This window comes from Bacillus sp. ATD (genome assembly GCF_050585765.1).
Classification (GTDB): domain Bacteria; phylum Bacillota; class Bacilli; order Bacillales; family Bacillaceae; genus Bacillus; species Bacillus stercoris.
Genome location: NZ_JBOBQH010000003.1, coordinates 134,932 through 156,924 on the forward strand (window position 1 = coordinate 134,932; position 21,993 = coordinate 156,924).

The 21,993-nt window shown below is 43.4% G+C and carries 21 protein-coding genes; all 21 read right to left on the bottom strand.

What is annotated here, in order from left to right; translation table 11 throughout:
- Positions 1-112: 112 nt before the first annotated feature.
- The 21 genes from ACQXR1_RS08965 to ACQXR1_RS09065 all read right to left on the bottom strand — a co-directional run bounded on the left by ACQXR1_RS08965 (position 113) and on the right by ACQXR1_RS09065 (position 21,982).
- Complete coding sequence (locus tag ACQXR1_RS08965; protein WP_430772022.1) at positions 113-1,363, bottom strand: competence/damage-inducible protein A; 1,251 nt, start codon at positions 1,361-1,363, stop codon at positions 113-115.
- A 17-nt stretch (positions 1,364-1,380) separates the two neighbouring features.
- Positions 1,381-1,962: a CDP-diacylglycerol--glycerol-3-phosphate 3-phosphatidyltransferase gene (pgsA, locus tag ACQXR1_RS08970; protein ID WP_014664019.1), complete on the bottom strand. Its 582-nt coding sequence runs from the start codon at positions 1,960-1,962 to the stop codon at positions 1,381-1,383.
- A gap of 49 nt (positions 1,963-2,011) precedes the next feature.
- Entirely contained in the window at positions 2,012-2,926 is a 915-nt protein-coding gene (rodZ, locus tag ACQXR1_RS08975; RefSeq protein WP_069839434.1) for a cell shape determination protein RodZ, read from the bottom strand.
- Positions 2,927-2,944: 18 nt separating this feature from the next.
- Positions 2,945-3,736 carry a DUF3388 domain-containing protein gene (locus tag ACQXR1_RS08980; protein WP_040083145.1) on the bottom strand — a complete coding sequence of 264 codons (792 nt, stop codon included), beginning with the start codon at positions 3,734-3,736 and terminating at the stop codon, positions 2,945-2,947.
- A gap of 129 nt (positions 3,737-3,865) precedes the next feature.
- The gene (locus ACQXR1_RS08985; protein ID WP_003245199.1) at positions 3,866-4,123 is read right to left on the bottom strand and encodes a DUF3243 domain-containing protein; all 258 of its coding nucleotides are present in this window, start codon (positions 4,121-4,123) and stop codon (positions 3,866-3,868) included.
- An 80-nt stretch (positions 4,124-4,203) separates the two neighbouring features.
- Positions 4,204-4,932, bottom strand: a complete 729-nt coding sequence (gene ymfI / locus ACQXR1_RS08990) for an elongation factor P 5-aminopentanone reductase (RefSeq protein ID WP_418656974.1) — start codon at positions 4,930-4,932, stop codon at positions 4,204-4,206.
- 54 nt (positions 4,933-4,986) lie between these two features.
- Entirely contained in the window at positions 4,987-6,273 is a 1,287-nt protein-coding gene (yfmH, locus tag ACQXR1_RS08995; RefSeq protein WP_040083147.1) for an EF-P 5-aminopentanol modification-associated protein YfmH, read from the bottom strand.
- Positions 6,270-7,550 (bottom strand): EF-P 5-aminopentanol modification-associated protein YfmF, encoded by a 1,281-nt coding sequence (yfmF, locus tag ACQXR1_RS09000; protein ID WP_430772023.1) that lies wholly within the window; start codon positions 7,548-7,550, stop codon positions 6,270-6,272. The genes yfmH and yfmF overlap by 4 nt, the downstream gene beginning before the upstream one ends.
- 198 nt (positions 7,551-7,748) lie before the next feature.
- Positions 7,749-8,960, bottom strand: coding sequence for a bacillibactin exporter BcbE (bcbE, locus tag ACQXR1_RS09005; protein ID WP_227098998.1), 1,212 nt, complete (start codon positions 8,958-8,960; stop codon positions 7,749-7,751).
- A gap of 137 nt (positions 8,961-9,097) precedes the next feature.
- Entirely contained in the window at positions 9,098-9,823 is a 726-nt protein-coding gene (locus ACQXR1_RS09010) for a GntR family transcriptional regulator (protein ID WP_003245732.1), read from the bottom strand.
- A gap of 144 nt (positions 9,824-9,967) precedes the next feature.
- A complete protein-coding gene (spoIIIE, locus tag ACQXR1_RS09015) occupies positions 9,968-12,331 on the bottom strand; it encodes a DNA translocase SpoIIIE (RefSeq protein WP_168780928.1) in 2,364 nt (787 codons plus the stop codon).
- A 130-nt stretch (positions 12,332-12,461) separates the two neighbouring features.
- A complete protein-coding gene (gene tepJ, locus ACQXR1_RS09020) occupies positions 12,462-12,674 on the bottom strand; it encodes a TepA modulator TepJ (RefSeq protein ID WP_003231871.1) in 213 nt (70 codons plus the stop codon).
- Entirely contained in the window at positions 12,671-13,408 is a 738-nt protein-coding gene (gene tepA, locus ACQXR1_RS09025) for a translocation-enhancing protein TepA (RefSeq protein ID WP_014664011.1), read from the bottom strand. The genes tepJ and tepA overlap by 4 nt, the downstream gene beginning before the upstream one ends.
- 116 nt (positions 13,409-13,524) lie before the next feature.
- Positions 13,525-15,192: a ribonuclease J2 gene (rnjB, locus tag ACQXR1_RS09030; RefSeq protein ID WP_014664010.1), complete on the bottom strand. Its 1,668-nt coding sequence runs from the start codon at positions 15,190-15,192 to the stop codon at positions 13,525-13,527.
- 177 nt (positions 15,193-15,369) lie between these two features.
- Entirely contained in the window at positions 15,370-16,242 is an 873-nt protein-coding gene (dapA, locus tag ACQXR1_RS09035; RefSeq protein WP_003245816.1) for a 4-hydroxy-tetrahydrodipicolinate synthase, read from the bottom strand.
- Between the two features lie 30 nt (positions 16,243-16,272).
- A complete protein-coding gene (gene dapG, locus ACQXR1_RS09040; RefSeq protein ID WP_040083152.1) occupies positions 16,273-17,487 on the bottom strand; it encodes an aspartate kinase in 1,215 nt (404 codons plus the stop codon).
- A 91-nt stretch (positions 17,488-17,578) separates the two neighbouring features.
- The gene (gene asd, locus ACQXR1_RS09045) at positions 17,579-18,619 is read right to left on the bottom strand and encodes an aspartate-semialdehyde dehydrogenase (protein ID WP_014664007.1); all 1,041 of its coding nucleotides are present in this window, start codon (positions 18,617-18,619) and stop codon (positions 17,579-17,581) included.
- Positions 18,620-18,744: 125 nt separating this feature from the next.
- Complete coding sequence (gene dpaB / locus ACQXR1_RS09050; protein ID WP_069149611.1) at positions 18,745-19,347, bottom strand: dipicolinate synthase subunit B; 603 nt, start codon at positions 19,345-19,347, stop codon at positions 18,745-18,747.
- A 2-nt stretch (positions 19,348-19,349) separates the two neighbouring features.
- Positions 19,350-20,243 carry a dipicolinic acid synthetase subunit A gene (dpaA, locus tag ACQXR1_RS09055; RefSeq protein ID WP_014664005.1) on the bottom strand — a complete coding sequence of 298 codons (894 nt, stop codon included), beginning with the start codon at positions 20,241-20,243 and terminating at the stop codon, positions 19,350-19,352.
- A 174-nt stretch (positions 20,244-20,417) separates the two neighbouring features.
- On the bottom strand, positions 20,418-20,675 hold the full coding sequence (locus tag ACQXR1_RS09060; protein WP_014664003.1) for a YlmC/YmxH family sporulation protein: 258 nt from the start codon (positions 20,673-20,675) through the stop codon (positions 20,418-20,420).
- 77 nt (positions 20,676-20,752) lie between these two features.
- The gene (locus ACQXR1_RS09065; protein ID WP_040083155.1) at positions 20,753-21,982 is read right to left on the bottom strand and encodes a M16 family metallopeptidase; all 1,230 of its coding nucleotides are present in this window, start codon (positions 21,980-21,982) and stop codon (positions 20,753-20,755) included.
- Between the last annotated feature and the right edge of the window lie 11 nt (positions 21,983-21,993).

Sequence of the window (21,993 nt, forward strand, 5' to 3'; positions counted from 1 at the left end):
CCAAGAAAAAAGCGAACGCATATTCGGATTTTTTCTTGGCGTGATTCCTATCAAAATATCATAATGTATCAGAGAAATCATGTTTTCTTAGGAGGATAATGTGCTGATAATATTATTTTTGTTCTAAAAGCTTTAAGATTAAATGGCAGCCATATTTGGCGCCGCGTTTTCTGATTCCCGTTCTGGAGCCCGCAAAGTGAAACTCATGAACCTCTTCTTTCCCATTTGCGGAAATACCGATAAACACATGCCCAGGCTCATGCCCTTCTTGAGCATCAGGTCCTGCTACACCAGTAAAGCTAATGCCGATATCGCTGCCAGTGAGTTTTTGAACACCCTTAGCCAGTTCGGCTGCGCATTCCTTGCTGACCGCTCCAAAACGATCTAATGTGTCCTTCTCCACACCAAGCACATTCTGCTTCACGTCGTTTGTATAGCAAACAACACCGCCGGCAAATAATGTTGAAGCACCGCTAAGATCCGTCAGCCATTCAGAAAAAAGCCCGCCGGTAAAGCTTTCTGCCGCAGAAATTGTAATGCCTTTTTCCTTACATGCTTTAGATAGCTCTTTTACAAGAGAAGTATCATCGTACCCATAGAAAAATTCACCGACACGCTCTAAGATAACGGCCTCTGTTTCTTTTAGCAGACGCTCTGTTTCCTTTTCATCGGCGTGTTTGGCTGTCAGACGCAGCGTCACCTCTCCATCAGCAGCCAAAGGAGCGATTGTCGGGTTGGTTTGTGCATCAATAATGTCTTCCAAATCGGCTTCAAGCTGAGATTCCCCGATACCGAAAAAGCGAAGAACGGTGGACACAATTTTTTCATTTGAACCCATCTTTTTGAGCAGAAGAGGCTTTGCCTCGTTTTCAAACATTGGACGCAATTCGCTCGGCGGCCCAGGAAGAAGCATATAGAAGCGCGATTCATGCTCTATGAGCATTCCCGGGGCCATTCCAAAGTGATTCGCCAGCACGTCAGATCCTTCGATCACAAGTGCCTGTTTTCGGTTATTAGGTGACATCGTGCGTTTTGTTCGCTTGAAATAGTCCTCAATGGATTGGAATGCCTCATCATTTAACACAAGCGGACGCCCCAGCGTATTTGCAATCGTTTCTTTCGTCAGGTCATCTTTTGTGGGTCCAAGACCTCCTGAAAAAATAATGAAGTCAGAGCGTTCTTCAGCAATGCGGATGACCTGCTTCAGCCGCTCCGGGTTGTCTCCGACCGCTGTATGATAAAATACGTTGACCCCGATTTCAGCGAGCTGTTTGCTGATAAATTGAGCATTTGTATTGGCGATCTGGCCAAGCAGCAGCTCTGAACCGACGGCAATAATTTCAGCTTTTTTTGGAAATTCCATGACGAAGTCCTTCTTTCTTAGTTAGATGTTTTTAACGCTTCCCAGTTTTTAGAGAAATATTCCCAGCCTGAGACGACAGTAAAGAAGACGGCTACCCACAGCGCCAAGTCAGCAAACGGGAATGACACAAGTTCAAATGGAAGATTGTGAAGAAGCAATGCGGATACCGCAATAATCTGTGCCCACGTTTTGATTTTACCAAGCATGTTAGCAGCTACGACTTCTCCTGTTCCGGCCAAAACAAGCCTTAAACCTGTTACAGCAAACTCCCTGCTGATAATCACAATGACCATCCAAGCTGGCGCGAGATCAAATTGAACAAGGATAATTAACGCTGCGGATACGAGCAGCTTGTCCGCAAGCGGATCAAGAAATTTCCCGAAGTTTGTTACAAGGTTCAGTTTTCGGGCATAATATCCGTCAACCCAATCTGTTGTAGATGCAATAATAAATAGAATGGCCCCCGCCAAGTGTGCGATCGGGATCGATTCGTCTCCAACTTCGAGCCTGCCCCAGTCAAACGGCGCCAGCATGATAATCATGAAGATTGGGATTAATGCGATTCTAGCTAGTGTGATTTTATTTGGTAAGTTAAACATAAAGCCCCTCCAATTTCATACTCGGACGTGAAGAAAAGTCATCTGGTAATTAAGATGACTTTTCTTCCTTTTTATTTACAATCTTTATGGTTTGTGCCATCACTTTTTTCGGATCAAGTTCATATGAAAGAACCTTGCCGTTGATTTTTATTTTCAGATTAGGTGCATATCCTGTGCGGATTTCAACCTGTTTCTGATCAGTTATATCTTTTTTATAGGTTTCGTCTTTTTTCAGCGTTCCTTCTTTTAAAGAGCTGCTGTTTTCATCGCGCACCCGAATCCAAGAGCTGTCCGCTGCCTTCAATTCAAGCTCGATTTTATCAGCGCCGGACACTTCATAAGTCGTTAACGATCCTTCAGTGCCAGCAGCTTTAATCTCCAGCTTATCACTGTCATTTTCTTTTTTCTTATCTTCGTTTTCTTTCGTTTCTTTTTTAGTGTCTGTCTCTTTTTCAGAGCTGTTATTTTGATTCTCCTTCAGCGTTGAATCTTTAGGGATTTCGTACTTGCTCTCACTTTGCGTAATTGCTTTTTCTGATGCCGCATTGTGATCATCACTGTTTTTGTGATTCGCAAATTGAATGATCGCGTACACAATGGCAATCACGACAATCACGCCGAGAATGACAAGTATCGTTGGCAGCAGCTCCAGCGCCTTAGATGCTGGCTTTGGCATTTCCTTTTGAAGATTCATGCCAGAGATCTTTTCAGACACATCGTCATGATACGTATTCGGGATATCTTTTTTATGCTCCTCAAACAGCTGATCCGCATCAAGCCCAACGGCTTCTGCATATTGCTTGATGAATGCCCGAACATAAAACTTCCCCGGAATAATGTCATAGTTTCCTTCCTCCAAGGCGGTTAAATACCTTTTTTGAATCTTTGTTGCCGCTTGGAGATCATCCAATGACATTGCTTTTTCCTCTCTGGCTTCTTTGAGCCGGATTCCTAGTTCAGTCACAACAAACACCTTCCAATTTTAAAAATCAAAGCTTGAAAACCCGGGTTGATCAAACATTTGGGGTTCCTCGGCATGTTCATATGTAATAACCTCATCAGGGTCATTTCTCAGTTCAATAATATAATCAAAGTCATCTAGTGTATACTCTGTATTTTGAACGAATATGTCCGGATGCTCCACCACTTTGGTTGCCGGAAGCCGCATTATTTCTCGGACCAGCTGGAGATGGCGTTCCGACCCTCTTCGTGTTGACACAATTCCGTCAACGATAAAGACATTTTCAGTGCTGTATTCTTCGGCAATCAGCTGGCTTCTTATCGTCTGCTTCAGCAAGGTTGAGGACACAAACAGCCACCTTTTGCTTGCACACACACTGGAGGCCACAATCGATTCCGTTTTTCCGACACGCGGCATTCCTCTGATTCCGATTAATTTATGGCCTTCTTTTTTGAACAATTCGGCCATAAAATCGACTAATAAGCCAAGCTCGTCCCGTTCAAAGCGGAACGTTTTCTTATCATCGGCATCCCGTTGAATATAGCGGCCATGGCGTACGGCAAGACGGTCGCGAAGCCTCGGTTCTCTGAGCTTCGTTACTTTAATTGTTTCCATCGTTTTTAAGATTGATTCTAATCGTTTAATTTGATCTATATGGCGGCACCTGAGGAGCATTCCCCTTCTGGAAAGATCGACGCCGTTTATCGTTACGATGTTAATAGAAAGCATCCCAAGAAGAGATGAGATATCCCCGAGCAGTCCGGGGCGGTTCACTTGAATTTCATATTCAAAATACCATTCGAGCTTTGCCAAATGATATACCCCCTTCATTGTGGCAAAATTTTACCTTCCTTTATCATAAAGCATTTTTCTCTAATTAGAAAGAAGAATGTTGCTGTGATGAGGAAAACATAAAAAAGAGAGGAAAAATCCCCTCTCTTCCTAGTGAGTGCTGTTATTTTCAACAAGCTTAACCATCATATTGGCAATGGCGTGCTGTTCATCTTTTGATGCTACACTCCAAAGATCTGCCAGCACTTTTTCCTGCTCGTTCTTAGATTCCACTTCATTAGCCAAGTAGCTGCCGATTTCTGTCGCAAGATCTGTAATCGTATCCTGGCTCATACCTTTATCTTGCGCATAGTTCAGACGGTCGCCAAGGAAGTTTTTCCAGCTATCCCAGTTTTCTAATACTGACATGCTTGTTTCCTCCATTTCATGTGAAGTTACAAGATTATTGTGTCCTTCGCAAAAGAAACTATACACCGAATATTTTCGGATCAGCAGTGCCAGCCGCCATTCACCGACAGAATTTGGCCGGTGATATATGATGCTTTGTCAGACAGGAGAAAAGCTGTTGCATCCGCAATTTCCTGCGGCCGGGCCAGCCGGCCGATCGGGATCTCTTCAGCGATCTCTTCTTTTTCAGACGGGGTGAATTGATTCATCATATTTGTATCAACCGCGCCCGGCGCTACCGCGTTTACCCTGATTCCGCTTGGCGCCAGCTCCTTAGCCAGCCCTTTTACAAACGAATGCTGAGCTCCCTTTGCCATGCTGTACAGCACTTCACAGGATGCTCCAGTCTCTCCCCAAATCGAGCTGACAGCCACAATTGCTCCCGATTTATTCCGAATCATGCCTGGAAGAAGGTTTCTTGTCAGCATATACGGACTCGCCACATGGAGCTGAACCATTTCCTGGACTGTTACGTTATCCACATCCGTAATCAGCCCAAAATGGCTTCTTCCGCTGTTTAAAACAATCGCATCAATCGGCTGAACAATTGAACTTGTCAGCTTATCTGCCCCTTCTGGCGAGGACAGATCGGCTTGCAATATCTCCGCGTACACGCCAAACTTCTCTCTTAGTTTTTCAGCAAGCTCCGCTGCCGCATTTTGATTTGTATTGTAATGGAGCAGCAGATTGTATCCCTTAGCCGCAAGGGTTTCGCTGATGCTTTTGCCAATGCCGCCGCTTGCTCCGGTGATTAGTGCTGTTTTGTTCATCCTCTTTCCCTCTTTCCGCACAAAAACACCCCTCACACTGGAGGGATGTTTTGTTTATGATTTAGGAACAACCTTGCATACAGTCAGTCTGTCTGCAGCAATTTCCTCTTGTATGACTTTCTGCACATCCTCGATAGTAATCTGCTCGAGTACCGTTACGACGTCAAAAAGGCTCATATCCAAGAATGCATAACGGGTAAATTGATTGGCGATGTATTCAGGGGAATTCAGCGCTTTTAAGAATGTACCGATCTTTTTCTTTCTGGCCAGTTCAATCTTTTCAGCGGTAATCAATTCGCCCGCGCGCAAAAGCATGCTTGAAACGTCTTCAGCCAATTGATCAGGATCAGGCGTATCTCCGCCGATCGCTGCAAAACCGAACCCATATTCAGCAGTAAAATCAAAGCTGAACGTTTCGTCAATATACCCTTTTTCATAAAGTGATTCATACTGGGCAGAGCTTTTGCCGAAAAGAGCTTCAAGCAATAAGTTCATAGAAAGTTCATGCTTTAACAGCTCTTTGCCTAATCTAAACGGGTTCTTTGATTTTAACCCGACAAGGCATTTCGGTCCCTGCACGTTCATTTTGATCTCTTTTTCTTTTCGGAAAACCGCTTCTTGCTCTTTCACTTCTTCACGTTTGATTTCCGGCTGATCGGTATACGGCTTTTTCTCCTGATTTTCTCTGACCTGGGAAATGATCGCTTCAGGATCTACCGGGCCGACAATGAATAGGAGCATGTTGCTCGGGTGATAAAACGTTTCATAGCATTCATAAAGAAGATCTTTTGTAATATGTGAAATGCTTTCCACTGTTCCCGCTATGTCAATTCTGACAGGATGCTCTTTGTACATGTTTTCAATGACTCCGAAGTAAAGCCTCCAATCAGGGTTATCATCGTACATGTTAATCTCCTGCCCGATAATCCCTTTTTCTTTTTCAACCGTTTTTTCAGTGAAATATGGGTCCTGCACGAAATCGATGAGCGTCTCTAAATTGCGTTCAACATTTGATGTGCTTGAGAAAAGATAAGCCGTTCTTGTAAATGACGTAAACGCATTGGCAGAAGCACCCTGTTTGCTGAAATCTTGAAAAACGTCTCCGTCCGCTTTTTCAAACAGCTTGTGCTCAAGAAAATGGGCGATCCCGTCCGGCACGTGAACCATCTCATTTTTATCTAAAGGGACAAACCGGTTATCTATTGAACCGTACTTTGTTGTAAAGACCGCATATGTCTTGTTGAAACCTTTTTTCGGCAAAACGTATACGTCAAGGCCGTTGGACATTTTTTCATGATACAGCGTCTCCTGAAGCTGTTCATATTCGATTGGTTTGATCAAGATGCTACCTCCGTCCCTTTTAAGAAATAAGTCGTATCAAGCTGAATCTTTTCGCCGGCTTTCATGATATCCTCTTTTGTGACATTCTCAATATTGGCAAGAAAGTCTTCGATAGGAATCTCGACTTGAGCAGCGGCCTGCTGATATAAAAATTCAGTTAAACCGTATGCAGTATCAATTGTTTCCAGCACTTGGTTGCGAATGACGGCTTTTGTCTGTTCGATGTCCTGCTCACTGAAATCGCCGTTTTTCATTGCCTGAAACTGCTCCGCAATAATCGAAACAGCCTGGTCGTAATTTTTCACTTCAATGCCTGACATCACCATTAACAAGCCTTTAAAACTTTCTATACGTGAAGCAGCGTAGTAAGCAAGGCTGGCTTTTTCCCGAACGTTAATGAAAAGTTTAGAGTGAGAGAATCCGCCGAACAATCCGTTAAACACTTGTAAAGCCGGATAGTCCTGATCTGTATAAGTGATGCCGGTGCGGTAGCCGATATTCAACTTTCCTTGTTTGACATCTTCCTCATCAATCACTTCTTTTGCCTGAACTTTTTCATCAGCCCGATTGTTTTCAATCATGCCAAGAGTGCGCTCTTCGGTTTGGAAATACTTATCAATGGCCGTTTGCACCTGCTTACTGTCCACATCACCAACAACATAAAGATCAAGCTGGTCTTTTTGGATAGCACTTTGGTATGTTTCGTATAATTGCTCGGCCGTAATGTCATCGACATCGTCGATTTCACCATTGACATGGAGCGCGTAAGGCTCATTTTGGCACATTTCCTTTATCAGTCTTAAATTCGAGTAGCGCATTTTATCATCATAGACGGCTTGGATTCTTTGCTTAAGCGTCCGTTTTTCTTGAGCCACATATTGTGCCTGAAAAGCGCCCCCCTCTAAAGCAGGTGAAAAGACGATTTCTGCGAGAAGCTGAAGCCCTTTCTCAAGAAGCGGTGTTTGGTCTTTTAAATATTTTTCATTCGGGATTTCAAGCCTGAACGTAATGACGTGCCGCTCTCCTTTTTTCGTAAGATCCGCCGATACTGATGTACCGTACAGCTCATCCAAATAGGAACGCAATTCTGAGGTTTTCGGATGGCTTTTCGTTCCGCGAAGAAGCACATGCGGGAGAAGCGCTCTTTTGGTGACTTGATCCTTTGTCAGCGGCGCAAGCATCTTAAAAATAAGCGAGACGGTTTTAAATTTTTCTGTTTCTACAATGTGTGCGGTTAAACCGCCGTGCTTTGTTTTGAGTTCATTAACATATGACATATGGAACCTCCTTCGTTCATTTCTTCATTAGTATGTATTATGACCAATTTTAAGCATCCGCAGAAACACTCTTTCATGTAATTATAGCAACTGTAGGATTTATAAGGAAACAATAACCTCCACATACGGTATAGTAAGTTCTTTTCCAATCTCGGCGATGGTTAGAACCTGCAAGGGCGCGCAAAAAAAGACGGTTGGCTAGACCGTCCCTAAGTTTTTTTCTTCTTCTTCACTTTTTTTAGCATCTATAGTAAATAGCACTAAAAATAAAGAAACAATGCTGCAAAACGCCGAGAGTATGAAAATAATCCAGTTTGCATTTGACATTAGTGCAGCAAAAACAGGCGGGCCGAGAGCCACTCCTATAAAGCGCATGCTATTGTAGAAGGAGGATATGGTTCCGCATTGCTCACTTTTAATTCCTTCGGTTATCAATGCATCTAAAGCAGGAAGAGCCATGCCAATCCCAATTCCGCCAAAGCTTAAAAAGACAAATAAAAAATAAAAACTGTGGTTCCACCACAAGGCAATAAACGACAGGGTCAACAGAATCATTCCTGTCACAACGCAAAATTTCATTCGGCCTTTATCTTTACCGATCTTTTTGCCAGCTATAAAAGAACTGGTTGACAAAAACAAAAGTGGGATTGCCAGTAATCCGCCTTTAGCTACTCCGTCAATGGCATACTTGTTCTCCAGCGTATCTGACAAATAAAATAATACGCCAAATAACAAAAACATAATGACACACCCGATAATGAAGACCGTATAAAGCCAGCGCCCATCCTGCTTAAAGATTTTCTTCACGCTCTTGATAAACTCAGAAACCGCAGGCGCATCTTCATCTTCTTCAGGCTTGGCCACTAAAAACAATACGAGCAAAAAGCTGATCAAACAGAAAAACGGAATAAACCAAAACGGTACAAACCAGTACCAGGAAGCCAGTAATGCGCCAAGTATGGGACTCAGTACCTTCCCTGACGTGTTAGCGGTTTCAATATCCCCAAGTCCAGCGCTGACCTTTTCATCGTCTCCTTCAAAAAGGTCACCGATAAACGGCATGACGATAGGAGCGGCACCTGCAGAACCGATGCCTTGAAGAACACGCCCCGCCAAGATCATAGCATAAGGATTTTTCATGTAGGTTGAGGCAAAAGCAGCTACCACTCCACCTAATCCTGCAATGAGGAGACATGGAAGCAATATTTTTTTCCTCCCGAAACGATCCGACAAATATCCGGCAATCGGAATGCAAATAATTGCCACTACTGAATATACAGTAATGATTAACGACACTTGAAATGAAGTCACCGACAGCTTTTTTTCCATCATCGGAAGAACAGGAATCAGCATGGAGTTCCCGAGTGTCATCACAAGCGGGACGGAAGACAATGCAATAATATTTTTCATTCCATTTTTCTTTCTCAACATTTTCACCCATTCACTTTCTTGTCATCTCTTATATATTGCGTTAACCGGAATGAAAGTATGTACAAAGAAACATGAATCAGTGCAAATAAAAAAAACAGACACACAAGCGTCCGTTTTTAGAATCGTTTACGCAAAACATGAAATCTGAATTTATCGGCTCTGAAATAATTTAACGAGTAAAGCACCGGTTTATCGTGCTGATCGTAATGGGTTTGTTTTAACAGTAAAAGTGCTGTTTCCGGATCGCATTCCAGCACTGGAGAAATGGTATCGTGATAGCCGATCGGTTCTATATCAGTTACTGCATAACTGATTACGGAGCCTGAATTTTTCTCAAGCAGGTCAAACATAGATTCTTGCTGATGAGAAAAAGAATTCGGCAAAATATTCATCGGAATTTTGTCTATACAATATACAATCGGCTGTCCGTCAGCTGTTCTAACACGTTCAAGGTAAAAAAGTTCTTGCCCTTCTGCCAAATGAAACCTCTTCGTATCATCCTCAGACGGCATAAGCACTTGTGATGACAGAAAAATCGTGCCAGGGGTCATATTTGCCTGTTCTATCATCTTCGTTACACTGTTCAGCTGTTCAATGCCCGAAAGAAATAACGGCTTAGAATGGACAAAAGTGCCTACACCATGCCTTCTGATAATCACATGTTCTTCTTCCAATATCCGCAAGGCTTCTCTTAGCGTCGCTCTGCTCACACCTAGCTTTTTGGAAAGCTCAAATTCAGAAGGCAGCTTTTCCTTCTCAGTGTAGATCCCATTTTTTATATCCTCTTTAATTCGTTCAATTACTTTCAAATACAAGTGCCGATTATCAGCTTTTGTAGACATGTTTCCCCTCCGTAAACCACTTTCGATAAAAATTATTGAACAATTGGGACAACTATATCATGTTTTGTCGAAAAAATAAATAGAAAGGTTATCAGTTTACATAATGTTATTATTGATAACTAAAGGAGAATGGAACTCCCTTCATTATGAAGAGAGCTCATCATATTTCTCTTTTGATAATAAGACTTCCCTAGGTTTGCTGCCTTCATACGGCCCGACAACGCCGCGTTCCTCCATTGCGTCAATCAGGCGCGCCGCTCTCGTATAGCCGATTCTGAATCTTCTTTGCAGCATTGAAACAGATGCCGTCTGCATGCCGACGATTAATTCAACAGCTTCATCATAAAGTTCATCAGTAACCTCGGAATGAGTTTCCGTTGTCTCCTCAGGAATCATTTCTTCTTGATATTGCGCTTTCTGCTGCGTAATCACATGGTCGACGATCTTCTCCACTTCGTCATCCGACAAAAATGCTCCTTGCACACGGACAGGTTTGTTAGCCCCTACAGGTAAAAATAGCATATCGCCGCGGCCGAGAAGCTTCTCAGCGCCGCCCATGTCAAGAATGGTCCTTGAATCCGTCTGCGAAGATACGCTGAACGCGATTCGTGACGGAATGTTCGCTTTGATCACTCCTGTGATAACGTCCACCGAAGGCCGCTGCGTCGCAATAATGAGATGGATGCCGGCAGCCCGCGCCATTTGGGACAATCTCGTAATCGAATCTTCCACATCAGACGAAGCGACCATCATGAGATCGGCAAGCTCGTCCACAATGACAACAATATAAGGAAGCTCCGGCTGTTTCGCTCCTTCTTCATTGTTGGCGCGTTTTATATAATCATTGTATCCTTCAATATTTCGTGTGCCCGTATGAGAAAATAATTCATACCGCCGCTCCATTTCATTGACAACCTTTTTCAAAGCCTGCGATGCTTTTTTCGGATCGGTTACAACCGGAGCAAGCAGGTGCGGAATCCCGTTATAGACATTCAGCTCTACCATTTTAGGATCGATCATCATCATTTTCACTTCATGCGGTTTTGCGCGCATTAAAATACTTGTAATAATGCCGTTGACACAGACACTTTTTCCGCTTCCGGTTGCGCCTGCGACCAAAAGGTGGGGCATTTTGTTTAACTCAGCCAATACAGCTTCACCTGAAATATTGCGGCCAAGTCCAATTAACAGCTTCGCATCCGGCCGGTCATTTAATTTAGACTCCAGCACTTCCTTCAGCGAAACCATTGCCACTTCTGCGTTTGGAACCTCAATTCCGATTGCTGATTTGCCTGGTATAGGCGCTTCGATCCTGATATCCTTCGCAGCAAGCGCCAGCGCTAAATCATCGCTTAAATTGACAATTTTGCTAACCTTCACTCCGACATCAGGATACACTTCGTATTTTGTTACGGCCGGCCCGAGATGAACCTGTGTCACTTTCGCCTTTACGCCAAAGCTTTGGAAGGTCCGTTCAAGCTTTCTCGCATTTTCATAAATATTCTTTTTATCAGCCTGCTGGCCGGTATGCTTTGGATCTGCCAGTAAATCCAGTGACGGCATCTCGTAATCCTTATTTTCAAGCTCCGTAAAGGTCATAGGAGGAGCAGAAACAGTTTCCTGATCACCTGTCTCCGGTTGGATGTCCTGAAGCGGCTCCGATACAGGTTCGGTGCGCTTTTCTATAACTGGAGACTCATCCTCTTCGTTACGATCAGAAAAGCTTGAGATAATTGGTTCTGAACGGACAAGAGGCGATTCTGTCTCAAAATCCCCTTCTTCATCAGAAGGCTCCGGTTCCATTTGCTGTTTTTTGCGGACCGGTTTTTGTTTTTTGCTAGGCGCTTTTGTTTTTTTCGATGACTGCATATTTGATTTGACGGATTTCATATCATCAATAAATGCCAACCATTGTTCTTTTATAAAGCGTCCAATCGGGCTCATCCACTTTTTCAGCGTTTCTTGCAGTGATCGTCCTGTGACTAAAATCATGCCGATCAAAATCATGACAATCGCCATGATCTGAGAACCAGTTGACGCAAACAAGAAGTGTGAAGCTGCAAACAGCAGCGCACCGATCATCCCTCCGCCTAAATCAGGAGAAGCAGAGCTGCCATTCATGTCCATCAAAAACAGTTCCCACGTATTGCGGACCACACTTGCGGACTCAATAGTCCCTTTGTGCGTCAAATTTTTAAACAGCTGCACGTGAGAAAGCAGCAATATGCTTGCGATGATACAGTACAACCCGGCCTTTCGTCTCGTTAATAGGCTTGGGGTTTTCTTCTTCCAAAACAGCGAGACTCCTAACACCAATAAACCTAACAAGCATAAAATAAACCACTCTCCAGCAAAAAAGCGGAACAAATAGATAAATGTTTGCCCGACTACCCCCAGCTGCAAGATTGCGATAATTGAAATGGCTATACACAGCAGTCCGTTGAGTTCGTATTTTATATTGAGCTGTTTCGCCTGTTTTTTTCTTGATTTTCGTTTTTTCTTTGCCACACTCATCACCTTACTGCGTTAAAAAATGTAAGTTCATACATAATGAAGAAAGCAGCCGTTTACAGGCTGCGTTTTTTCTGTAGGATTCCCCTATTATAGCATATTTTGCCCTTAAAAAAGGATTGGATTCTTATACGTTTAATTTCAGCTTTTGCCCCGGTGAAATGTCCGGATGCAGAAAATGCATTGGGTTTGTGCTCATAATTTGAATGACTTCCGCTTCATTTCCTTTCATTTCGACAAGAAGCGGTACACCTTTATATTCTATTTGCTCATGTGCGCTCGTTTCTTGGTTCTGTTCTGCAAACACAATTTCCTGCGGCATCACGGTATACAGAATCATTGGATCATCCGTCCTTCTTCTTTCCTTGCTGCCTCTATGAGCTCATTCAGTTTATTGATTGCCTGTCCGACGCCGCCTGCGTGATCAATCAATCCGTATTCAACTGCATCCTTACCAACTACATTTGTTCCGATGTCGCGTGTTAAGTTTCCTTTTGAAAACATTAGCTCTTTAAATTTCTCTTCAGTTATATTGGAATGGCTTGTGACAAATTTAACAACTCTTTCTTGCATCTTATCCAGGTATTCAAACGTTTGCGGCACCCCGATGACTAGACCGGTGAGCCTAACGGGGTGAATCGTCATCGTTGCTGTTTCGGCGATATAGCTATAATCACAGGATACAGCAATCGGAACGCCGATGGAATGACCCCCGCCAAGCACGATAGAAACGGTCGGTTTCGATAAAGATGCCAGCATTTCCGCAATTGCTAGACCAGCTTCAACATCTCCTCCCACAGTATTTAATATAATCAGCAGGCCTTCAATTTTAGGATTTTGTTCAATTGCCACAATTTGTGGGATGACATGCTCATATTTTGTTGTTTTGTTTTGCGGAGGGAGCTGAACATGGCCTTCTATTTGTCCGATTATAGTCAGACAATGAATATTTGTATCTTGGGGCAGCTGTGGAAGTGACGTTTCACCAAGCTGCTGTATTTTATTCATAATGCTGTCTTTCGCATCATTTTTTTCAGAACGCTCTTCTTCTGTATTTTCCATACGATGATCCATCTCGCTTTCACCCTTTCCGAGTTTCTCTTTGTATTATGAACAAAGATACTCAATTCAATCCCGGCTTAAAGGGCAAAAAAATAAAGACCGGAGCTGCTCCGGTCTTTAGTCAGTCATTATACTTCCATAATAATTGGGATGATCATCGGTTTACGTTTCGTTTTTTCATAAAGGAATTGGTTCAAAGCATCCCGCATTGCCTGCTTCAGCGTTGACCATTCAACATTTGATGTTTCAGTCGCTTCTGTCACGATGGAACGAACAAGCTCAGTAGCCTGTACGATAAGACCTTCAGACTCTCTTACATAAACAAAACCACGAGTGATAATTTCTGGTCCTGATACAAGATGTTTCTTTTGTTTATCAAGTGTAATGACAACGATTAAGATTCCGTCCTGTGAAAGCAAGCGGCGGTCTCTCAATACGATATTGCCGATATCACCGACACCTAGCCCATCAATTAAAATATTGCCGTAAGGAACTTTATCCCCGATTTTTACGTTTTGGCCGCGGAACTCAACGACGTCTCCTTTTTCAATTAAGAAGATGTCACTGCGCTTCATGCCAGTTTCTTCAGCGATTTTTGAATGGGCTTTTTGCATTCTGTATTCGCCGTTTACAGGAATTAAATACTTTGGTTTAAGCAGATTGATCATCAGCTTTAACTCTTCTTGTGAGCCGTGGCCTGATACATGAACACGCTTTTGGGCAAAGATGACTTGTGCACCGGCTCTCGCAAGTAGGTCCACTGTTTTAGAATAAATGAGTTCCTGCCCGGGAATTGGAGTTGACGCAATGACAACCGTATCCCCTTCTTCAATGTTCAGCTGTTTGTGAGCTTTGTTTGCCATTCTTGTAAGGGCAGCTAATGGTTCACCTTGGCTTCCGGCTGTAATAATGGCCACTTCACGCTTCGGATATTTCTTCACATCCTGTACAGAAATAAATAATTCATCATCTGCTTCAATGTATCCTAACTTTCTTGCCAGCTGCAGGACAGATTGAAGATTTTTTCCGGCTACGGCAATCTTTCTGCCATTTTGAGCCGCTGCATGAATGACTTGCTGAATCCGGTTAATATTGGATGCGAAAACAGCAATAATCACCCGGTTCTCTGAATTATACAGCGCATCCGAGATTTCTCCGCTGACAGCCGATTCCGAAGGAGTATAACCCGGCCGTTCCGCATTTGCACTGTCAGAAAGCAGGGCAAGCACGCCGCTATTTCCGATCTTGGCGATTTCGCCAATGTCGCACGTCTGATTAAGTGCAGGTGTTTGGTCAAATTTGAAGTCTCCCGTGCATACAATAGATCCAAGTGATGTTTTAAAACTCACACCTACAGAATCAGGGATGCTGTGAATCGTTCTAAAGAACGATACTTTTGTCGATTCAAATGTAATGACAGATTTGGAGTGAATTTCTCTTAAATCAGTTTTTCGGTTATGTCCGTATTGTTTTAATTTCTCTCTTAACAGCGCAAGCGTCAGCTTTGTTCCGTACACTGGAACAGACAGCTTGTTTAATAAGTAAAAAACGCCGCCGATATTTTCATCGTGCCCGTGCGTTAAAAAGATTGCCTTGACGCGATCAGCCCGTTCAATCAAATATGATATGTCAGGAATCACCACATCAATACCGAGCATTTCATTTTCTGGATGCATAAGGCCGGCATCAACGACAAATATGTCTGAGTCAATTTCGATGACATAAAGGTTCTTCCCAATCTCTCCGACACCGCCAAGGGCGATAATTCTAACGTTTTCTGTATTTTTCTTTTTCAAAATCTATATCCTCCTAGTCTCATACCCGTCCATCATCACTTGTTCCTATTATAACTGAAAGTAAATTTAGAAAACAAGATAAAGCAGAAGGTTTAGGGAAAACCAATATGTAAAAGAAACGGTCAAACTCAGCTGAATGTGAGAATGACCGCGTTTGTTTCACTGTATGAAATTTTCTTACAGTTCGCTGATCGTGCTGCTTAAGCTCAGACGTTCATCCTCGGTTAACGGGACAAGAGGCAGACGCACAGAACCGACATCAAGACCTCTCAGCTGAAGCGCTGTTTTGACTGGAGCAGGGTTAGGCGCTTTAAACAGTTCCTTCATAATCGGCAGCAGTTTCTGATGAATCAGTGCCGCATTAGCTGTTTGCCCATTCGTATAATTTTTGATCATTTGCTGCATATCAGTGCCTGCGATATGGCTCGCCACTGACACAACTCCTCTTCCTCCAACTGAAAGAATTGGAAGCGTCAGAGCGTCATCCCCTGAATAGACATAGAAGTCTTCAGGCGTTTCAGCAATAATTTTTGTAATCGCTTCGAGGTCGCCGCTCGCTTCTTTAATCGCAACAACATTCGGAATGTCTGCCGCCAAACGGATCGTCGTTTCAGGAGCCAGAGAAGCAACCGTACGGCCCGGAACATTATAAAGCATTACCGGAAGTGATGTCTCTGCCGCAATTGCTTTAAAATGCTGGTACATTCCCTCTTGGGAAGGTTTATTGTAATACGGCGTAACAAGCATAACAGCGTCCACGCCTGCTTCCTCAGCTTTTTTTGTCAGCTTAATGGAATCTTTCGTATTGTTGCTTCCAGTACCGGCGATAACCGGAACCCGTCCGTTTACTTCTTTTACCGTATATTCAAAAAGCGCAATTTTTTCTTCAGTTGATAGGGTTGGAGATTCTCCAGTTGTTCCCGCTACTACTAAAGAATCCGTTCCGTTTTTCAACAAGTAGTCAATCAGTGTAGACAGTTTTTGAAAGTCTACGTTCCCTTTATTGTCAAAAGGTGTAATCATCGCTGTAGACACATTTCCGAAATTCATTTTATTCACCTCATCATGATTCAATCACATTTACTTGGAAAGTTCAAACACTTCATGCAAAGCGTTTACAGCAGGAACCATATCCGCTTCATGGACGAGCACCCATATCGTCGTATGGCTGTCAGCCGACTGAAGAATCGGAATTTCTTTTTCTGAAAGAGCCGACACAATTTTGGACGTAACACCAGGAACCCCCATAATGCCCGCACCGACCGCCGATACCTTCGCGCAGTTTCTTGTTACCATTGGATCATAGCCCATATCCATTAAAATACGCTGAGCTGTTTCTGTTTTATTTCCGGCTACCGTATAAACGATTTCACTAGGTGTAATGTTAAAGAAATCGACACTGATTCCCGCGTTCGCCATTGCCTTGAACACTTCAGTCTGAACATTATACTGGCCGATTTTTGAAGGCACCTTGAACTGCGTGACATCTTTGACATGAGCGATTCCCGTAATCAGCCTTTCAAAAACATCACTGCCGACCTTGGAAGAGTGATGTGATGTCACCAATGTACCTTTATCCTTCGAATAAGTCGAACGGACGCGGATCGGAACCTTGGCCTGCATCGCGATTTCCACAGCACGCGGATGAATGACCTTAGCCCCCTGATACGCTAGGTTGCAGATTTCCGTATACGTCACGACAGGAAGCGGTTTCGCATTTTCCACAACTCTTGGGTCTGCAGTCATTACGCCTTCTACATCGGTGAAAATATCGATGTATTCTGCATCAACAGCTGCTCCGAGTGCGGCTGCAGACGTATCACTGCCCCCTCTGCCGATTGTTGTTGTATCACCTTTTTCAGTTGCGCCCTGGAAGCCTGCGACGACCACCGCATCATGATTGGCGAGCACACCGAATAAACGCTCCGGTCTCATTTCAATGATTTTCGCATTGGTATGCTGATCATTCGTTAAAAAGCCAGCCTGAGCTCCTGTCAGCGCAGCTGCTTTCACTCCGTTATCAAGCAGCATGCTTGTAAATACGACAGAGGAAATGGTCTCTCCGCAAGATAAAAGCAAATCCTGCTCCCTTGGAGAAATCGCTGACTGATCGCCGTAAAGCAGCCCCAGCAAAGAATCTGTTGCATACGGGTCTCCTTTTCGGCCCATCGCTGAAACGACAACGACAACCTTATATCCTTCACTGATTGCTTCTTTAATATGCTCTAAAGCCAGTTTGCGGCCTTTATCATCCTTTACTGATGTTCCGCCGAACTTTTGAACAATTATCTTCACTGTTTTCACTCCAAATTATTCGGACGTAACAGAAGAGAGCAGGCTGATAGTGCCTTACTCTCTTCTATTCGTCTTTAGGAAATTCTCTCTTTTATACGAGGTTTAGTTTTTTCAGGCTTTCTGCAATTTGAACAGAGTTCCATGCTGCGCCTTTTAATAGGTTATCAGAAACAACCCATAAATGAAAACCGTTTGCTCTGTCCAAGTCTTTGCGGATGCGGCCTACAAACACATCGTTTTTGCCGACAGCATCAGCAGGCATCGGATAAAGCTGCTGGCTCGGGTCATCCTGAAGTGTCACGCCCGGAGCTTCTTTTAATAGATTTTTAATATCTTCAACTGTAGCGTCATCACGGTCTATTTCGATGTAGACAGACTCTGAGTGCCCAGTTTGAATTGGCAGTCTCACACATGTAGCCGCTACTTGAAGGTCAGGCATGTGCATGATTTTTTTCGTTTCATTGATCATTTTCATTTCTTCAAACGTATAGCCGTTATCCTGGAATTTATCAATTTGCGGAATCGCGTTGAAGGCGATTTGATAGTGTTTTTTGTCACCTTTTACAGGCATGATCTCAGGCTCTATTTCTTCTTTATTTAAAATTGCCTGTGTTTGGCTGTAAAGCTCTTTTACAGCTTCATTACCCGCTCCTGATACTGCCTGGTAAGTTGATACGATGACTTTGTTTAAGCCGTATGTTTTACGGATCGGCTCAAGAGCCGCAACCATTTGGATTGTAGAGCAGTTTGGATTGGCAATAATGCCGTTGTGTTCATGCAAGTCTGCCTCATTCACTTCTGGCACAACAAGCGGTGTATTTTCGTCCATGCGGAACGCGCTCGTATTATCTATAACAATAGCGCCGCGTTTTACAGCTTCTGGTGCCAATGCTTGTGATACGCTTCCGCCGGCGCTGAACAAAGCAATATTTACCCCTTCAAAGCTCTCAGGAGAAGCTTCCTGAACAGTCAGCTCTTGGCCTTTAAACGTGACTTTTGTCCCCGCAGAGCGTTTTGAAGATAGCAATGTAAGTGTGTCCATTTCAAAGTTTCTGTCTTCAAGTGTTTTAAGCATTTGTTGTCCCACAGCCCCTGTCGCTCCGACAACAGCTACGTGTAAACCTCTTCCCATCTGTAAAACTCCTTCCGCCAATCAGCTTCATTGAATTGATTTGACTATGATTTTACGTTTTATTTTACCATAGAATATGCGGGTGATGACCGAATTTTTTAGTTTGGGAATGATTTTCTGTAAATTTAGTCATTTCCCTGATAATTCTCAACGAGAACCGGCTGAAGCTGCTGGTGCAATAGTGCCTTTTCAATCGTTTGCGGAAGCAGATCCATTTTGGCTACCATTGAATTCGGTTTTTTAAATGGATCGTCTTGCCCGAATGGAATAAAAAAGATATTTTTTGTTGACATGAGCCTCATTAAATTTGTACCGTTTAAACCGAGTGCATCATTTGTTGAGATACCTAGAACGACTGGCCGATTGTTTCGGATTGTCGCTTTTGCCGCCATCAGCACCGGGCTGTCCGTCATGGCATTTGCCAGCTTGCTCATTGAATTGCCTGTTAAAGGCGCAATGACCATGCAGTCAAGGGGCAGCTTCGGCCCAAGGGGTTCTGCCTTTACAATCGAATCAATGGCCTCATATCCAGTCAGGTCTTCAATTTTTTTAACCCATTCTGCACCCTCTCCAAATCGGGTATTTGTGGATTTTACGTTAAATGTGACAACCGGACGAACTTCAGCTCCTTCGCTGACCAACGCCTCAATTTGCGGAAAAACCGCTTCATATGTGCAATGCGACCCGGTCAGCCCGAACCCGATTCTTTTTCCTTTTAATGACGACATCCTTATTTCCCCTCCTCAGCTTGTATTTCAGCCAAAAGCTTGCTCAAGACGTTTGCAAGGATTTGCCCAGCTGTTTTAGGAGCGACAATCCCTGGAAGGCCGGGAGCAAGAAGTGCTTTAATCCCCTGTTTTTCGGCATATTTAAAATCCGTTCCTCCGGGACGTGAGGCCAGATCCAATATTAAGGTTTTCGGTGTCATACAAGAAAGTACCGCTTGATTTAAAATCATACTCGGTATGGTATTAATGCAAATATCTATATCTTTCACATGCTCTTTCAGCTCATCGGTATGAAAAGGAACGAGCCCCATTTCAGTGATACGTGCCAGATGCGCTGAACTTCTTGCCCCCACTTTTACATTCGCCCCGAGCGCGGCAAATGTCCGGGCAATCGTCATCCCGGTGCGCCCGAGACCGAGAACGGCCACCTGAGATCCGTGTATCGTATAATCCGTGTGCTGAATAGCCAGCATAATCGTTCCTTCTACTGTCGGAATAGAGTTGTATATCGCAATGTCATCCCGCTCAAACAGCTTAACAAGTTTTCTTTTTGCCTGAGCTGCAATGTTTTCTAAATAGGCATTAGAAATTCCTGAGAAAATGACACAATGTGCAGGCGTTTTGTTGAGATGATCCTGTTTTAACACAACCTCTTCATTCGAAAATACAGTCGATACGACACCTTCTCCTGTTGTTGCGGATACTGGGAGAATGATGCTATCTATTTGTTGAAAAGGAATTTCATCAATATTGCATTTTACTGCTCCGGTAAAACCGTGATCCAATTGGTCAAACCCGACAAGATAGATGTCAGCCTGCTGTTCAGTGAGCTTTCTTATAATTTCGAGCTGTCTTGCGTCACCGCCGATAACTGCAATTTTCAATCCGGTTAACATTCTAAACGTTCACCTTCTTTGTATATACTGGATCTCTAGTTGTTAAGCTCCCCTTCATCTTATGATCAAAAGGAAATACCGGTGAATATAAAAGATGCGCTTTTTCCATATAAAAAAACATCGGCTGCCAGAGCCGATGTTTCAGATGTTTTCTTTAGAACCCAATTGGTCGATTTACTCTTGTCGAGGAGACATTTCCTCAGGTACATCTAATATGATCATATCTGATCCGATCTTTTGAATATGATGCCATGGGACGCGAATGTCATGACCTTGTTTTCTTAAACCAAACCACTTAACTGTGGGAATGAGGAGTGCTGTAATTTGTCCATCCTGTTCATTAATTTCTAAATCGGTCTGGCCGAGCACTCCGAGCCGTTCAGCTCTTTTGATGTCTACAATTTCCTTTCCTGATAATTCACTGAGCCGCATGTCTGTCACCCCCTTGTACTATGTATGATGGAAAGGATTAAAAAATGCCTGCCCCATTATGGGGCAGGCTTTCCTTTTTAAGATGGCATATTGCCGGAAGGGCTGATCAGTGCTAATGCATAGTCTTCTGTGAACAATTGTCTGGCAAGGCCGTTGACACGCTCTAAGTTCACGGCGTTTAATTCATTGATGATCTCATCTAATGTTTTATGTTTGCCGAGAAGCAGTTCATTTTTCCCATTTCGGCTCATTTTGCTGTTTGTGCTTTCTAAGCTCAGCATTAAGCTTCCCTTCATTTGCTCTTTGCTGTTTTCCAGCTCTTTCGAAGTAATACCGTCACGTTTTAAAGTAGCAAGCGTTTCTTGAATTGTTTCTGACAGCTGCTGAAGCTGATTTGCACCCGTTCCGCCGTAAATCGTTAGCATTCCGCTGTCCTCATACGAGCTGTGATAGCTGTAAACAGAATAAGCAAGTCCTTTATCTTCACGGACATCTTGGAACAGCCGGCTGCTCATGCTGCCTCCGAGCACATTATTGAGGACGATTAAATCATAAATACGTTCATGGCCAACCTCTAAGCCTTTAAATCCGAGGCACAAATGAGCCTGCTCTGTTTCTTTTTTTCTCGTCAGTTTTTCCGTGTGGAACTCAGGCTTCTCAAGGCCTGTCGCTTTGCCTTTCGCCTCGTATGACCCGAACCATTTTTCTACATCTTTGATAAAACTGTCAGATATATTGCCCGCTACCGAAATCACCACTCGGTCCGGCGTATAATAATCATTCATGTATTGTCTGAGAGAGTCACCGTTAAAGGAAGCAAGCGTTTCTTCCGTGCCAAGAATTGGGTAGCCTAAAGAGTGATTGCCGTAAGTGGCTTTGCTCAGTAAATCATGCACAATGTCGTCCGGCGCATCTTCGTACATTTTAATTTCTTCATATACTACATTTTTCTCTTTTTTCAGCTCGTTTTCATCAAACGTTGAATGAAAGAACATATCTGCTAATACGTCCAGCGCGTAATTCGCATGCTCGTCAAGCACCTTTGCATAGTAGCAGGTATATTCCTTTGAAGTAAACGCATTGACTTGACCGCCAATACGATCAAAAGATTCTGCTATCTCACGTGCAGATTTTGTGCTCGTCCCTTTAAAGAACATGTGCTCTAAAAAGTGAGAAATTCCGTTTATCTCCGGCGTTTCATGTCTCGACCCTGTACCGATCCATACGCCGATCGCAACAGAACGGACTGTCGGGTTATTTTCCAGCACAACTCTTACACCATTTTGACACGTATATCGTTTAATCAAATTTGTTCCTC

What these genes read in the sequence shown, in the direction of transcription:
- tepJ (WP_003231871.1), bottom strand. Translation starts at nt 12,674, where the DNA reads ATGATTCTGTATACCGTGATGCCGCAGGAAATTGTGTTTGCAGAACAG.
- dpaA (WP_014664005.1), bottom strand. Translation starts at nt 20,243, where the DNA reads ATGTTAACCGGATTGAAAATTGCAGTTATCGGCGGTGACGCAAGACAG.
- asd (WP_014664007.1), bottom strand. Translation starts at nt 18,619, where the DNA reads ATGGGAAGAGGTTTACACGTAGCTGTTGTCGGAGCGACAGGGGCTGTG.
- yfmF (WP_430772023.1), bottom strand. Translation starts at nt 7,550, where the DNA reads ATGTCATATGTTAATGAACTCAAAACAAAGCACGGCGGTTTAACCGCA.
- dapA (WP_003245816.1), bottom strand. Translation starts at nt 16,242, where the DNA reads ATGAATTTCGGAAATGTGTCTACAGCGATGATTACACCTTTTGACAAT.
- pgsA (WP_014664019.1), bottom strand. Translation starts at nt 1,962, where the DNA reads ATGTTTAACTTACCAAATAAAATCACACTAGCTAGAATCGCATTAATC.
- dpaB (WP_069149611.1), bottom strand. Translation starts at nt 19,347, where the DNA reads ATGTCGTCATTAAAAGGAAAAAGAATCGGGTTCGGGCTGACCGGGTCG.
- ACQXR1_RS08985 (WP_003245199.1), bottom strand. Translation starts at nt 4,123, where the DNA reads ATGTCAGTATTAGAAAACTGGGATAGCTGGAAAAACTTCCTTGGCGAC.
- ACQXR1_RS08965 (WP_430772022.1), bottom strand. Translation starts at nt 1,363, where the DNA reads ATGGAATTTCCAAAAAAAGCTGAAATTATTGCCGTCGGTTCAGAGCTG.
- tepA (WP_014664011.1), bottom strand. Translation starts at nt 13,408, where the DNA reads ATGGATCATCGTATGGAAAATACAGAAGAAGAGCGTTCTGAAAAAAAT.
- bcbE (WP_227098998.1), bottom strand. Translation starts at nt 8,960, where the DNA reads ATGAAAAATATTATTGCATTGTCTTCCGTCCCGCTTGTGATGACACTC.
- ACQXR1_RS09060 (WP_014664003.1), bottom strand. Translation starts at nt 20,675, where the DNA reads ATGCGGCTCAGTGAATTATCAGGAAAGGAAATTGTAGACATCAAAAGA.
- ACQXR1_RS09010 (WP_003245732.1), bottom strand. Translation starts at nt 9,823, where the DNA reads ATGTCTACAAAAGCTGATAATCGGCACTTGTATTTGAAAGTAATTGAA.
- ymfI (WP_418656974.1), bottom strand. Translation starts at nt 4,932, where the DNA reads ATGAACAAAACAGCACTAATCACCGGAGCAAGCGGCGGCATTGGCAAA.